Here is a 14,249-nt window from a genome sequence, read left to right as displayed (position 1 = left end):
CCTCTCTTAGCATGGTAAGAAACCTCCGTGCTCCGGCGCCTCCTCCTGCCGGCTCTCCTGGCCGTGGCGCTCGCCGCCGGCGGCTGCCGCGGACGCAGCCCCCGACCGCCCCCCGAGCGCTTCGTGCCCGCCGCGGTGCGGGCGGTGGTGGTCGTCCCGGAGACCGGGCGCGCCAGCCGCGAGCTGGCGGCCCTGCACGCGGTGGTGGCGGCCTTCCCCGGCGCGACCGCGGTCGCCGAGGCGCGCGGGGCGATCGCGGCCCAGCTCGGCTTCGACCCGCTCGACCCGAAGGGCCTCGCCGCGGCCGGCGTGGACGCCCGCCGCGGGGCCGCGCTCGCGCTGCTCGGCGCCGCCGGCGAGCCGGCGCGGGCGCTGCTGGTGCTCCCGGTCGGCGACGCGGCGAAGCTGGAGACCCTGCTGGCGCGCCTCGCCCGCGAGCGGCTCGGCGCGGAGCTCCGCGCCGCCGAGCCGCGCGGCGCGTTCTCGGCGGTCGCCTTCCGGCGCGCCGCCGGCGAGCCCATCGCGCTCGCGTACCTCGTCACGCAGCGCACCGCGCTCGTGTCGCAGGGGCCGGGCGCGGCCGACCTCGTGGCCGAGGCGGCCGGGCTCGCGCCGGAGCGGGCGCTGGCGGGGAGCGCCGCCTTCGGCGCCGCGCGGCGCGCGCTGGGCGACGCGCCGGCCGCGATCGCGTTCGCGCCGCCGGGCTCGCCGCTGGTCGCGCGGGCCTGGCCGGCGCGCGACGGCCTCGCCCTGGGCCTCTCGGCCGGGCCGGGGGGCCTCCGCGCCAGCGCGGCCGTGCTGCTCGGCGCGCGCGAGCCGTCCTTCCGCGCGCTCGCCGGCGGGGGCGCCGCCGCGGCGCTGCTCGCGCGGCTCCACCCGGAGGCGCAGCTCGCGGCGCGCTGGGACGGCGAGCCCGGGCCGCTCGGCGGCAAGCTCGTGCCCATGCTCTCGCGCGCCGATCGCGCGCGCCTCGCCGGCCGCGGGCTCGACCCGCAGCGCGACCTCTTCGACCTGCTCGCGCCGGGCGTGGCGGTGGCGCTCTCGCTCTCGCCCGGCCTCGAGCTGACCGGGCTCACCGAGGCGACGCTCCGCGCCGATCCGCTCCGGCTCCTGCGGCTCGAGGCGGTGGCGCGGGTGAAGGATCCCGACCGCGCCCGGGCCGCGTTCGACCGGATCGCCCCGCCCCCGCGCCGGCCGCGCGCCGCCCGCACCGGCGCCGGGCCGCCCGCCCCGGGCACCTGGCGGATCGCCACGCCCAGCGGCGAGCTGGCCTGGCGGCTCGACGGCGATCGCCTGGCCCTCGCCGGCGGCCCGCCCGGCGCGCTCGACGCGCTGGCGGCGCGGCTCGGCGGCGGGGGCGCCGGCTTCCGCGCGCCCACGCCGGCGGCCGAGGCGGCGCTGAAGGGCGGCCTGGGCGGCGCGGTGCTCGACGCGCAGCGGCTGGTGGCCGGCGTGCGCGCGCTGCCGGAGGACGCGTTCGGCACCGGGCCCTCCGGGTTCGTGGTCCGGTCGGTGGTGGACCGGTTCCTGGAGCCGGCCGCGCGCCTCTCGGCGGTGTCGCTGCGCGCGCAGCTCGCGGAGGGGGCGCTGGTCCTGGCCGCGGAGGTGGAGGTGCTCCCGTCCGCGCCCGAGGTCCGCCCGTGATCCGGCTCGCCGGCGTCACCAAGTCGTTCCGCGACGGCGACCGCCCGGTGCCGGTGCTGCGCGGCATCGACCTCGAGGTGCGGCCGGGCGAGCTGGTCGCGATCGTGGGGCCGTCGGGCTCGGGCAAGTCCACCCTGCTCTACGTCGCCGGCGCGCTCGACCGCGACTTCGCGGGCGAGGTGGAGGTCGCCGGCACCCGCCTCGCCGGGCTCTCGCCCCGCGCCCGGGCCGAGCTGCGCAACCGCGCCGTGGGCTTCGTGTTCCAGTCCTTCAACCTGCTCGCGGGCATGTCGGCGCTCGAGAACGTGATGCTGCCGGGCATGCTCCGCCGCGACGGCGCCGAGGGCACGGCCGCGGTGCGCGCCCGCGCCGCCGAGGCGCTCGCGGCGGTGGGGCTCGCGGACAAGGCGCGCGCCACGCCGGCGCACCTCTCCGGCGGCGAGCGCCAGCGGGTGGCCATCGCGCGGGCCCTGCTGGCGCGCCCGCAGGTGCTCCTCGCGGACGAGCCGACCGGCAACCTCGACGCGGTGAGCGGCGAGGGCGTCATCCAGCTGTTCCAGCGGATGGCCGCCGACGGGATGACCGTGCTGGTGGTGACGCACGAGGAGCGCGTGTCCGAGGCGGCCTCGCGGGTGCTCCACCTCGAGGAGGGGAGGCTCCGGTGAGCGCGCGCGGCGTCTTCTGGATCGCCCGGGCGAACCTGCGCGCCGACCGCAGGGGCGCGCTGCTGAACGCGACCGCCGCCTGCGTGGGCGCCGCGGCGCTGGTGTTCATCCTGGCGCTCGGGATGGGCGTCTCGCAGGCTGCCCGGCGCATGTTCCCGGCGGACGCGCGGCTGGTGGAGGTGATCCCGGCCGGCGTGGCGCTGGGCGGGGTCCTGGGCGGCGGGCGGCTCGACGACGCGGCGGTGGCGCGGCTCGGCCGGCTCCCCGGGGTCGAGCAGGCCTGGCCGCGCCTCTCGCTGCGCGTGCCGGTGGCCGCGTCGCGCCCGCCCACCGGGCTCGACTACAACTGGCCGCCCGGGATGACCCTCCAGATCCCGGTGGTGGGCGTGGCGCCCGGGCTGGTGCAGGCCGACGTGCGCGCAGGGCGCGCGTTCGCGGATCCGGGCCCGGGCGGCGGCCCGATCCCGGTGCTGCTCTCGCGGCGCCTGCTCGAGGTCTACGACAAGACCATCGCGCCGGCCTGGAACGTGCGGAGGCTGCCGCCGGGCCTGTCCATCGTGGGGCTGCAGCTCCCGGTGCGGGTGGGCTTCTCGATCGTGCCGCAGAAGACCGAGGACCGCGTGTACGAGGCGCGGCTCGAGCTGGCCGGGCTCTCCGACCGCGTGCCGCTCTACATGCTGGCGATGCCGCTCGACACGGTCCGGCGGCTGCACCGCGAGTACGGCAAGCCGGACGCGGGCTACACGCAGGTGACGCTGCTCGCGCGGCGGCCCGACGACGTGCCGGCGATCATGGCGGCGGTGCGGCGCATGGGCTTCTCGGTGGACGAGGGCGAGCGCTCGGCGGCGGAGCGCGTCGGTACGGTGGTGGCGGTCACCACCGGCGCGCTGGCGCTGCTCGCCGGCGTCATGTGCGCGCTCGCGGCGCTCGCCATCGCGCAGTCGCTCTCGGCTAGCGTGCGCGGCCGCACCCGCGAGATCGCGGTGCTGGAGGCGGTCGGCGCGGCGCCCGCCGACGTGCGGGCGGTGGTGCTCGCGGAGGCGGCGCTGGTGGGGCTGGTGGGCGGCGCGGTCGGCACCGCGCTCGCGGTGGTCGCGGCCCGGATCGCCGACGCGGCCGCGGCGCGCGCGCTCCCCGACTTCCCGTTCCGCCCGGACACGTTCTTCGCGCTGCCGCCCTGGCTCGTCGTGCTCGGGGGGGCGGTGCCCGCCGCCGCCGCGGTGCTGGGCGCGCTCGCGCCGGCGGCGTTCGCCGCCCGGATCGACCCGGCCAGAACGCTGTCGTGACGAGGGCTGCGCCCTCGCGCCCTGCCTACCCGCGCCCGGGCCGCACCACGATCATCGCGCCCACCATCAGCTTGTGGCTGCGCGGGTTCTTGATCCCGTTCCAGCGGCACAGGTCCTGGAGCTCGACGCCGAACCGCTGGGCGATGGACCAGAGCGTGTCGCCGGCGCGGACGCGGAGCGTCTGGTGCGCGGGCTTCGCGGCGGGCGCCGCGGCGGAGGCGGTCCGCACCGGGGCCGGGGCGGCGCGCTCGGCGGCGGCCGTGCGGCGCGACTCGGGCTCCGGCGCGCGCGCGGCCACGGCCACGCCGGCGGCCGGCCGCGGGATGATCAGCTCCGTGCCGACGCGCAGCTTCCGCGCGTTCTTCAGGCCGTTCATCTCCAGGATGCCCTGGGCCGGCACGCCGTAGCGCTGCGCGATCCGGCCGATGCTGTCGCCGCGGCGGACCACGTGCCCGGCGAAGGTGAGGCGGGTCCTGGCGCGGAGCGCCGGCCACGCCTCGGCGAACGCCTGGGCGCGCTCGGCGGGGATCTTGATCTTGTACGGGCGCGGCGGCGTGCAGGCGCGGCGCAGCTCGGGGTTGAGGTCGATGATCTCCTTCTCGGAGACGCCGGCGGCGCGCGCGATGACGGCGAGCAGCGTGGCGTCGGGGACGTCCACCTCCTCGTAGTCCGTCCACGCCTGCCGCTCGATCTCGTCCTGCCGGAACCCGAACGCCTCGTGGTGCTTGGTGATGATGGCGGCGGCCATCAGCTTCGGCACGTAGCCCTTGGTCTCGGCGCGGAGCACCTTCTTGCCCGGGACGTCCGCCATCGCCCAGAAGTCGTCGTAGCCCTTCTTCTGCGCGGCGAGGATGCGCCCGGCGCCGGCGTTGTACCCGGCCCACGCCAGCCGCCAGTCGCCGGTCTGCTCGCGCAGCCGCTTCAGGAAGCGCGCGGCGGCGCGGGCGGAGCGCTCCGGATCGCGCCGCTCGTCCACCCAGAAGTCCTGCTTCAGGCCGTAGCTCTTGCCGGTGGCGGCGATGAACTGCCAGGGGCCGGACGCCTTCGCGCGGCTGTACGCGAAGTTGCCGAAGCCGCTCTCGATCATGGCGAGGAACACCGTGTCCTCGGGCAGCCCCTCCTCCTTCAGGATCTTGCGGTACCGCTCCATGTAGCGGTGCGAGCGCCCGAGCCACTTCACGAAGTGGGCGCGGACGCTGGGCGACTGGAAGAAGCGGACGTACGCGACCACCGCCTCGTTCACGTCGATGGGGATGTCGTACTCGGCCTGGAGCGTGGCGAGGTCGTGGTCGATCTCGGGGAGCAGCGGGATCCGCCCGGCGCCCTCGCCCCGCGGCGTGGCGTCGCGGCCCAGCGCGCCCTCCACCCGGTCGCGAATGGGGGACTCGAGCCCGAGCCCGTCGGCCCCCACCGTGCGGCGGCCCTCGCCGGCGTCCTGCACCCGCGAGGCCTCCTCGGCCTGGCGCAGGTCCTCGAGCTCGGCCGACTCCTGCTCGATCTCCTCCGCGATGGCCGGCTCGTCGGGCGCGTCCGCGTTCGCGATCACGTCGTCCACCGACGGCTCCTGGCGGCGCTGCGCCGGCTTCGGCGGGGCGACGATCTGCGCCTCCGGGACGTCGGCGGCGGGCAGGGCCTGGGCGGCGGCCTCGACGGTTGCGCCCCGCGACACGGGGCCCTGGGCGCTGCCCGGCCCGGCCAGGGCGAGCACGCTAACGGCAAGGAAGGTCGTGCGGATATGCCTCATCGCTCCTCGACTTCTGCTGCGGGGGGCCGGTCCGTCGACCGGCCGTTCGGATGCCACATCGTACCGGGGCCCGGAGGCCGCGCCAAATCGGGCGCCCGGGGGATCTGCTGCATGCTCGCACTGCGGCCGACCGTCCTCCTCGCTTCGGGGGACCGCCGCCTCGCCTGGCCGCCGGTCGCCCGTATACCCGACCACCCCGATCGCCGGAAGCCTGTGCACCGCCCTCGCGGCGGCGTCAGGCCCCTTCGGCGGCCATCCGCGCGGGTGCGCGCAGGGGGCCTCGCCGCTAAAGCACCCGGCCACGGTCGCTCCGGCACGGCCCCTGGAACCGGCGGCGGCCCGGGGCATTCCGGCGTTCCCCACCGAAATCGGTCCGTGCTACACCCCCCACCCCGCTCGACGCACGCGCAGCCCATGCAGATCGGCCCCTACCAGTTCCCCGGTCGCTACTTCCTCGCCCCGCTGGCCGGCGTGTCGGATCGCCCGTTCCGCGCCATCTGCCGGCGCATGGGCGCGAGCTTCGCGTACACCGAGATGGTCTCGGCGCACGGCCTGATGCACGGCGCGCTGCAGACCTCGAGCTACCTCGACCGCGAGCCCGACGAGGACCCGTTCGCGGTGCAGATCTTCGCCTCGGAGCCGGAGGTGCTCGCGCGCGGGGCGGTGGTCGCGGTCCAGGCGGGCGCCGGCATGATCGACGTCAACATGGCCTGCCCGGTGAAGAAGGTCTGCGGCAGCGGCGCCGGCGCGGCCATGGGGCGCGATCCGCGCAGGGTCGAGGAGGCGGTCCGCGCCATCCGCGCCGCCGTCCCGGTGCCGGTCACGGTGAAGATCCGCGCCGGCTGGGACGAGGGCGAGGTGAACTGCGTGGACGTCGCGCGCGCGGCCGAGGCCGGCGGCGCGGCGGCGGTGGCGCTGCACGGGCGCACCCGCAGCCAGCTCTACTCCGGCAAGGCGCGCTGGGAGCTGGTGCGCGCCGTGAAGCAGGCGGTGGCGATCCCGGTGCTCGGCTCGGGCGACGTGTGGACCGCGGCGGACGCGGTGCGCATGCGCGCCGAGACCGGCTGCGACGCGGTGCTGGTGGCGCGCGGCGCCTGCGGCAACCCGTGGATCTTCCGCGAGCTGAAGGCCCTCGAGGCGGGCCGGCCGCCGCCCCCGCCGCCCGGCCGCGACGAGTGGGTGGGCACGGTCCTCGAGCACGTGCGCCTGCAGGTGGAGCACCGCGCCCGCATGGCGCCCGGCGAGCCCGCCGACGCCTCGGAGCGCCACGCCATCCGCGAGCTGCGCAAGCACCTGCTCTGGTACACGCGGGGCCGCCGCGGCGGCGTGCACTTCCGCCGCGACGCCGCCGCGCTGGTGACCGCGGCCGACGTGGCCGCGCTGCTCGAGCGCCACTTCCCGCAGGGCGGCGACAGCTTCGAGCTCGACCCTGGCTACCGCGGCTCGGACGAGGACGGTGAGTGAGGACGCGCGGACCGCACGGCGGCCGGCCCCGGGGATCGGCCCGGTGAAGGCGCTGCTCCTCGAGGGCGCGCCCGACGCGCTCCGGCGCGCCTGCGAGGCGGCGCGGCTGGAGGTCGTCGAGGTGCGCTCGATCCCGGACGGCCGCGCCCGGCTCGCGCGCGAGGCGTTCGCGCTGGTGGACGGCCGCATCACGCGGCCGTGCGCGCTCGACGAGGAGCTGCGCCAGCGGGTGGACGCCTTCTTCGACCGGCTCCACGGCCAGCCCGCGACCGGTCTCTACGACGCGGTGATGCGCGAGGTGGAGCGCCCGCTCATCTCGGGCGCGCTGGCCCGGGCCCGGGGCGTGCGCTCCGTCGCCGCGGAGGCGCTCGGCATCGACCGCGGTACGCTGGCCCGCCGCATGCGCGCGCTCGGCCTGGACGAACCATGACCCAGACGCAGTCCCTCGCCCTGTACACCGCCGCCATCCTGGTGGGCGCGCTCACCGGCGGCTCGCTGCCGCTCATCGGGCGCGTCGGGCGCTCCGACGTGGGCCTGTCGTTCTCCGCCGGCGTCATGCTCGGCGCCGCGTTCTTCCACATGCTGCCCGAGGCGGTGGAGGAGAGCGGCGCGGGGATCCTGCCGTTCGTGCTGGTCGGGTTCCTGCTGCTGTTCCTGCTCGAGCGCTTCGTGCTCGTGCACGTCTGCGCCGAGCCGGGCCCGAACGCGCGGCTCTCGCAGGCCGCCCCGCTCCCGGCCGGGATCGACGCCGGCGGGCACGCGCACCACCACCCTCACGACCCCGGCCACGCGCACGTCGCCGCGGACGGCGCGGTCGCGCTGGAGGAGGACGGCACCGGCTGCGCCGTCCACACCACCCTCGGGCTCGCCGCCTTCGTGGGGATGAGCGCGCACACGCTGGTGGACGGGTTCGCGCTCGGCGCCGCGAGCGGCCACGCCGAGCTCGGGCTGCTCGTGTTCCTCGCCATCCTCGCGCACAAGATCCCGAACTCGTTCTCGCTGTCCGCCATCCTGCGCGCCGAGGGCTACTCGCGCGGGCGGGCGCTCGCGATGAACGCGGCGTTCGCGCTGATGGTGCCGGTGGGCGCCGGGATCTACCTGGTGCTGCGCGAGCTGGTGCGGGTCGAGACCTTCACCGCCGCCGCGCTCGCCGCGAGCGCGGGCACGTTCCTGCACCTGTCGCTCTCGGACATCCTCCCCGACCTCCACCGCCGCGGCGGCTCGAAGTGGGTCCTCTCCGGCGCGCTGCTGTTCGGGCTCGCCGTGATGTGGGGCCTGCGCCTGCTGAACCACGCGCACTGACGCGCGGCGCCCCCGCGCCTCCGCTCGGGGCTCGACGGGCTCACCGCGAGCGGAGCTCGAGCTCCGCTCGCCCCGAGCCTGTCGAGGGGCGGGCGGACGACCGGCGAGCTACGCGATCCGCAGGTGCTCCGCCAGCGCGCGATCGCCCCGCCGGAACGCGTCGAGCGCGTCGTCGGCCGGGGACCGGCCGGAGGCGGCGCGCTCGCGGAGCGGCGCGAGCCACACGCGCTCGTCCTCGCCCCGCTGCCCGCAGCAGTGCTGCCGGCAGAGGCCGTTCCCGGCGGCGTCGAGCAGCGTGCCGGCCACGTCCGCGAGCGTGCGGCCGTCGGGCAGCGTCGCCTCGAGCCCCTCGCGGCCGGCGCCGATCATGAGCGCCCGCCGCTCGGCCACCGACAGGCCGCGCACCAGGTCCCAGGCCCAGGCCCGCGCCTCGCGGTCGTAGAGCAGCCCCTTCCAGAACGCGACCAGCGCCTTCGTCATGGCGGCGTCGCAGGCGTCGGCGGCGCGCACCTCCACCACGCCCTTCACCCGCACCTCGGGGAACAGGGTGGTGAGGTGGTCCTCCCAGTCCACGAGCGTGGGGCGCTCGCCCGCGATGCCGTCCGCGAGGAACTGCCGGAACGTCCGCCCGCCGGGATCGACGTAGCCGCCGCCCCGGCGGAAGAAGATCATGGGCACGTCGAGCGCCCACTCCGCGTACCGGCGGTAGGGGTCGTCGTCGAACCCGGGCTCGAACGCGAAGCCGAGCAGGCCGGCGCGGGTGGGCTCGGTCTCCTCCCACACCGCCACGCGGTACGACTTCCAGCCCGCGGGCCGGCCGTTCACGATGGGTGAATTCGCGAACAGCGCCGCCACCGCGGGCTGCACCGCCAGCGCCACCCGGAGCTTCTCGGCCATGTCGCGCGGGCCGGAGAAGTCGAAGGAGGCCTGCGCCGAGGCGGTCATGGCCATCATGTCCGGCCCGAGCCGCCCGCGCGCGGCCAGGTACGGCCGCATCACCGCGTAGCGGTTCTTCGGCATCCAGGGCGAGGTCGCGGGGGTGCCCCAGGGCCGGTAGCCGGCGGCGAGGAACTCGAGGCCGAGGTCGCCCGCGATCTCGCGGCACTTCTGGAGGTGCCGGTCCAGCTCGGCCGCGACCACGTGCACGTCGGCGAACGGCCGCCCGGACAGCTCGATCTGCCCGCCCGGCTCGATGGAGACGGTGAGCCCCTGGCACTGCGAGGCGATGATCCGCCCGTCCTCCTCGAACGGCTCGTAGCCGTAGCGCGAGAACGCGCGCAGCACCGCCGCCACGCCGCGCGGCCCGTCGTACGGGATGGGGTCGAGCGTGCCCGCGGCGAGCGCGAACTTCTCGTGCTCGAGGCCGACCTTCCAGTCCGCGCGCGGCCGCTCGCGCGCCGCGAACCAGCCGGCGAGATCGTCGATCCCGCGCACCGGCGGGCTGTCCTGCACACGAGCGTCGAGCGACATGCGGGCGGAATGTACCCGCGCCCCGCCGGTGGCGCTACCTCGTCTCGCCGCTCACCGGGCGTGCGTCCGCGGGCGCGGGCGCGGCGGGCTGGAGCAGGTCCTCGAGGAAGAACGCGGACAGCTCGGCCCGGCCGGCGAGGCCCGCCTTGCGGTACACGGCGAGCGCCTGCTGCCGCACGGTGCGCTCGCTCGTCCGCCGCAGGTCCGCCACGTCCTTGTGCGCGAGCCCCTTCAGCAGGAGCAGCGCCACCTCGCGCTCCGCCGACGAGAGGCCCCAGCGATCGAACTGGTGGTCGATGGCGGCGGCCAGGCCGCGCAGGTGCTCCTGCGACTCGGCGCGGAAGCGGGCCAGGTCCGCCTCGGCGCGCACCAGGTCGCGCTGCAGCGCCCGGGTGCGGCGCCGGGCCAGGGCGAGCTGCGCCCACAGCGCCACCGCCCCGGCGAGCGCCACCGCCATGATCGCGACCTCGAGCGCGATGTGCCCGGGGGACCCGCCCGCCCGGGCGTCGGAGGCGACGTCGAGCCCCACCAGCACCGTCACCAGGCCCAGGATGGCCGAGGGAACGGCGAGCACCCACGGCCTGGGCGCGTCGGCGTCCGCCGCATGTGCGCCGCGCAGCCCCGCGGATGCGCTCTGGTTTTCCACGTGTGTCATCCGTCGGATGGCGGCCGGCCGGGGGGCCGGACAGGTTGGGCGCGTCGGCCCGAACCCGCCGACCTGAGGAGCCCGCACGCCATGTCGACCCTACCCCTGCACCCCGCCATCGTCCACGTCCCCCTCGGTCTGGCCATGGTGGTGCCGCTCGTCGCCGCCGGGCTCGCCCTCGCGCTCTGGCGCGGCGCCCTCCCCCGGCGCGCCTTCGCGGTGGTGGTGGCGCTCCAGGCCGTCCTGGTCGGGGGCGGCGCGCTGGCCATGCAGCTCGGCGAGCGCGACGAGAAGCAGGCCGAGACGGTGATCTCGGAGAAGCTCATCGAGGCGCACGAGGAGCGCGCGGAGGTGTTCGTGTGGGCGGCCGGCGCGGTGCTCGCGGTCAGCGCCGCGGTGCTGGTGGTGCCGGCCGCCGCCGCGACCGCGGTGGCCGCTGTGGTGGTGGCGGGGACGCTCGGCGTGGCCGCGCTGGCGGTGTCGGCCGGGCAGGCGGGGGGTGAGCTCGTGTACCGCCACGGGGCGGCGAGCGCGTACCTCCCCCGCGGTGCGCCCGCGGAGGCAATCCCGGCCGTGGGCGCCGCGCGCGTTCACCGCGAGGCCGAGCACGACGACGAGGACCGCTGACGACGCCCGGCGAGGGGCGCCCCGGGCATGATTCCGGGCCCCGCCGGTTGGATCCCGGTGGGACCCGGGCCGGCCCGATCTGCTTGCGCGGGATCCTGCTGCAACCTATCCTCCCACGATACGTAGGTTTTCCGCTTGCCTGCCCTACCCTCCCTGCCCAGGCGCCCCATGATCCGCCCCTTCCGGCTGTTCGCCACCCTGGCGGCCTCGCTCGCGCTCGCGCTCGGCGTCACGGCCCGCTTCGTCCGCGCCGAGCCCGAGGCGCCCCCGCCGGCGGTCGCGTTCAAGGGCGCCGCGCCGGTGCCGGCGCGCGCCGGCGGCAACGGCGACTACCAGCTCGAGCGGCTGCCCATCCTGTCGAGGGTGATCCTCCAGGTGAAGGACAACTACGTGGACCCGGGCCGCGTGGACCCGAAGGGCATGGTGGTCGCGGCGCTCGAGGCGGTGGAGAAGACCGTCGCCGAGGTGATGGTGCAGGGCGACGAGAAGTCGCCGAAGCTCACGCTCACCGTGGGCAGCGCCTCCCGCGAGCTCGACATCTCCGGCGTGAAGAGCATCTGGGAGATCCGCACCGTCCTCGGCGAGGCGATGGGCTTCATCCAGCAGCACCTCGTCGCCCACAAGGACCTGCGCGAGATCGAGTACGCCGCGGTGAACGGCCTGCTCCAGACGCTCGACCCGCACACCGTCCTGTTCGACCCGAAGTCGTTCAAGGAGATGAAGCTCCAGACCCGCGGCGAGTTCGGCGGGCTCGGGTTCGTGGTGGCGATGCGCGACAGCAACCTGACCGTGGTCCGGGTGCTCCGCAACACGCCGGCGCAGCGCGCCGGGGTGAAGCCGAAGGACGTCATCGCGCGCATCGAGGAGCAGTCCACCGTCAACATGGACCTGCAGGACGCGGTGGACCGCCTGCGCGGCCGGCCGCAGAGCAAGGTGGCGATCACGCTGCAGCGGCCGAACCAGGAGCCGCGGCGCCTGGTGCTCACGCGCGAGGTGATCAGCATCGAGACGGTGCCGCAGGCGCAGCTGCTCGACGGCAACGTCGGCTACATCAAGCTCACCCAGTTCTCCACCAACAGCACCCGCGACCTGGTGCAGGCGCTCCAGCAGCAGCGCGCGCAGGCCGGCGGCAAGCTGCAGGGCCTGGTGCTCGACCTGCGCGGCAACCCGGGCGGCCTGCTCGACCAGGCCATCTCGGTGTCCGACCTGTTCCTCTCCGACGGCGTCATCGTGAAGACCGTGGGCGAGGGCGACAAGCAGCAGATCCACGAGGTGAAGGAGGCGAGCGCCGAGCCGTCCGATCTCACCGGCCTGCCCATCGTCGTCATCGTCAACAACAGCACCGCGTCGGCCAGCGAGATCGTCGCCGGCGCGCTCAAGAACAACGGGCGCGCGCTGGTGATCGGCCGCCAGAGCTTCGGCAAGGGCTCGGTGCAGGTGCTCTACGACTTCAGCGACCCGAGCCGCCCCGCCGACGAGGCCGCGCTCAAGCTCACCATCGCGCAGTACCTCACCCCGGGTGACGTCTCCATCCAGGAGGTGGGCATCACGCCGGACGTGCTGCTGCTGCCGGGCCGCGCGCTGAAGGAGCAGGTCAACTACTTCGCCCCGCCGCGCTCGATGGGCGAGGCCGACCTCGACCGGCACCTCACCAACCCGGCCGACCGCACCGTCCCCGAGGCCGCCCGCGCCGAGGCGCGCAAGAAGCGCCAGGAGAAGCCGCCGCTCGAGCTCCGCTACCTGCTCGACGAGAAGGAGGACCTGGTCGCGAAGCAGCTCAGGAAGGACGCCGCGGCCGAGGCCTCCCCGCACGGCGACGTGACGGAGCTGACGCCGGAGCAGCAGGAGGACGAGGACGCGGACGCCGATCCGGACCGCTTCGTCGAGGACTACCAGGTCCGCTTCGCCAAGGACCTGCTGCGCCGCGCGCCCTACCCGGATCGCGCCCGCCAGCTCGACGCCGCCAAGGCGCTCGTGGCCGAGCGGCACCAGCAGGAGGAGGCGCGCCTGCAGAAGCGCCTCGCCGAGCTGGGGGTGGACTGGTCCGACGGCCAGGCCGGCCGCGGCCACCCGCGCGCGGTGGTGACGGTGTCGCCGCCGCCGGGCAAGGAGCTGCGCGCCGGCGAGACGATGCCGTGGACGGTCACGGTCGAGAACCGCGGCGACGGGCCGTTCCGCCGCCTCCGCGCCTGGACCACCGCGGAGAAGAACGGGCTGCTCGACCGCCGCGAGTTCGTGTTCGGCTCGGTGCGCCCGGGCGAGAAGCGCACCTGGACGGCGCCGGTGAAGCTGCCGAAGGGCATGGACACCCGCCGCGACGAGGTGACGCTCCACTTCGAGGACGAGGGCGGCAAGGCGCCGCCGGACGTCACCACCGCGGTGGCGGTCACCGAGGTGCAGAAGCCGGTGTTCGCGTTCAGCGCCCAGGTGGACGACGCCAAGGGCGGCAACGGCGACGGGCTCCCGCAGCGCGGCGAGACGTTCAACCTCCGGGTGGACGTGCGCAACGCCGGCCCGGGCGTCTCGGGCGACAAGACCTACGTCCTGCTGAAGAACCTCGGCGACGAGAAGCTCTTCATCAAGAAGGGGCGCGAGGTGATCGGCGCGCTCAAGCCGGGCGAGGTGAAGACCGCCACCATGGAGGTCGAGCTCCGCCGCGGCTCGAAGAGCGACACCTCGCCCGTCCGCGTCACCATCGTGGACGAGAAGATGGACGAGTACGTCTCCGAGAAGCTCGATCTCCCGGTGGCGACCGACGAGCCGGCCCGCACCGCCGCGCACGGCGCGGTGCGCGTCGAGGTCGCGGACGCCCAGCTCCGCACCGGCGCGAGCGCCACGGCCCCGGTCATCGCGGCCGCGCGCAAGGGCGCGGTGCTGCCGGTGGACGCCCGCTTCGGCGAGTTCTACCGGGTGGAGTGGCAGAAGGGGCGCTACGCGTTCGCCGCCGAGGGCGAGGTGAAGCCGCTGAAGGCGGCCGGGACCGCGCGCAGCGGCGCCGTGGCCGAGGTGTGGCAGCGCGAGCCGCCGCGCATCGCGCTCACGCCCGACCCGCTGAAGGGCGCGCCGGTGGTGGACGGCACCACCTTCAAGCTGCAGGGCTCGGCCAGCGTGCCGCCCTCGGCCGATCCGACCGCCCGCCTGCGGGACGTGTTCGTGTTCGTGAACGACCAGAAGGTCTTCTTCAAGGTCCAGCCGGACACGGCCACCTCCTCGAAGATGGACTTCAGCGCCGACCTGCCGCTCAAGCCCGGCAACAACGTGGTCACCGTGTTCGCCCGCGAGGACGACGAGTTCCAGAGCCGCCGGAGCGTGGTGGTGTTCCGCCGCACGCCGCCGGAGGTCGCGGCCGAGGCCGGGCGCGGGCAGGCGCAGCGGACCACCGGCCAGTAGCCGGCCCCGCC

General features: G+C 76.0%; 11 protein-coding genes. 8 read left to right on the top strand and 3 right to left on the bottom strand.

The features are described from left to right. The first annotated feature begins 27 nt into the window (after positions 1 to 27). From ACOQFB_RS01485 to ACOQFB_RS01475, 3 genes are read left to right on the top strand one after another with little or no spacing between them, the layout of a single operon-like run. On the top strand, positions 28 to 1,644 hold the full coding sequence (locus tag ACOQFB_RS01485; protein ID WP_421610682.1) for a hypothetical protein: 1,617 nt from the start codon (positions 28 to 30) through the stop codon (positions 1,642 to 1,644). Beyond that, complete coding sequence (locus ACOQFB_RS01480) at positions 1,641 to 2,309, top strand: ABC transporter ATP-binding protein (protein ID WP_421610681.1); 669 nt, start codon at positions 1,641 to 1,643, stop codon at positions 2,307 to 2,309. The genes ACOQFB_RS01485 and ACOQFB_RS01480 overlap by 4 nt, the downstream gene beginning before the upstream one ends. Next, positions 2,306 to 3,595, top strand: a complete 1,290-nt coding sequence (locus ACOQFB_RS01475) for an ABC transporter permease (protein WP_421610680.1) — start codon at positions 2,306 to 2,308, stop codon at positions 3,593 to 3,595. The genes ACOQFB_RS01480 and ACOQFB_RS01475 overlap by 4 nt, the downstream gene beginning before the upstream one ends. Before the next feature lie 25 nt (positions 3,596 to 3,620). Here ACOQFB_RS01475 and ACOQFB_RS01470 read toward each other — a convergent pair whose 3' ends face one another. Then, positions 3,621 to 5,339 carry a lytic transglycosylase domain-containing protein gene (locus tag ACOQFB_RS01470; protein ID WP_421610679.1) on the bottom strand — a complete coding sequence of 573 codons (1,719 nt, stop codon included), beginning with the start codon at positions 5,337 to 5,339 and terminating at the stop codon, positions 3,621 to 3,623. Positions 5,340 to 5,753: 414 nt separating this feature from the next. On the opposite strand from ACOQFB_RS01470, the gene dusB reads away from it, so the two are divergent. The 3 genes from dusB to ACOQFB_RS01455 are packed head-to-tail and all read left to right on the top strand — an operon-like array spanning position 5,754 to position 8,105. Beyond that, positions 5,754 to 6,803, top strand: coding sequence for a tRNA dihydrouridine synthase DusB (dusB, locus tag ACOQFB_RS01465; RefSeq protein WP_421610678.1), 1,050 nt, complete (start codon positions 5,754 to 5,756; stop codon positions 6,801 to 6,803). Between the two features lie 43 nt (positions 6,804 to 6,846). Continuing rightward, the gene (locus ACOQFB_RS01460) at positions 6,847 to 7,233 is read left to right on the top strand and encodes a helix-turn-helix domain-containing protein (protein ID WP_059438417.1); all 387 of its coding nucleotides are present in this window, start codon (positions 6,847 to 6,849) and stop codon (positions 7,231 to 7,233) included. Further along, positions 7,230 to 8,105 (top strand): ZIP family metal transporter, encoded by an 876-nt coding sequence (locus ACOQFB_RS01455; protein ID WP_421610677.1) that lies wholly within the window; start codon positions 7,230 to 7,232, stop codon positions 8,103 to 8,105. The genes ACOQFB_RS01460 and ACOQFB_RS01455 overlap by 4 nt, the downstream gene beginning before the upstream one ends. A gap of 108 nt (positions 8,106 to 8,213) precedes the next feature. Here ACOQFB_RS01455 and ACOQFB_RS01450 read toward each other — a convergent pair whose 3' ends face one another. Continuing rightward, positions 8,214 to 9,575, bottom strand: coding sequence for a glutamate--cysteine ligase (locus ACOQFB_RS01450; protein WP_421610676.1), 1,362 nt, complete (start codon positions 9,573 to 9,575; stop codon positions 8,214 to 8,216). Positions 9,576 to 9,609: 34 nt separating this feature from the next. Further along, positions 9,610 to 10,230: a helix-turn-helix transcriptional regulator gene (locus tag ACOQFB_RS01445; protein ID WP_059438420.1), complete on the bottom strand. Its 621-nt coding sequence runs from the start codon at positions 10,228 to 10,230 to the stop codon at positions 9,610 to 9,612. An 81-nt stretch (positions 10,231 to 10,311) separates the two neighbouring features. Here ACOQFB_RS01445 and ACOQFB_RS01440 point away from each other — a divergent pair, with 81 nt between their 5' ends. Both ACOQFB_RS01440 and ACOQFB_RS01435 read left to right on the top strand, forming a co-directional pair. Next, complete coding sequence (locus ACOQFB_RS01440; protein ID WP_421610675.1) at positions 10,312 to 10,848, top strand: hypothetical protein; 537 nt, start codon at positions 10,312 to 10,314, stop codon at positions 10,846 to 10,848. 168 nt (positions 10,849 to 11,016) lie between these two features. Then, the gene (locus ACOQFB_RS01435) at positions 11,017 to 14,238 is read left to right on the top strand and encodes an MXAN_5808 family serine peptidase (RefSeq protein ID WP_059438422.1); all 3,222 of its coding nucleotides are present in this window, start codon (positions 11,017 to 11,019) and stop codon (positions 14,236 to 14,238) included. Positions 14,239 to 14,249: the final 11 nt, after the last annotated feature.

The sequence above is a fragment of the Anaeromyxobacter sp. Red801 genome, assembly GCF_049201065.2.
Lineage (GTDB): Bacteria > Myxococcota > Myxococcia > Myxococcales > Anaeromyxobacteraceae > Anaeromyxobacter.
Note: the sequence above shows the minus strand (reverse complement) of the source record. Positions and strands in the feature narration are given on the sequence as shown.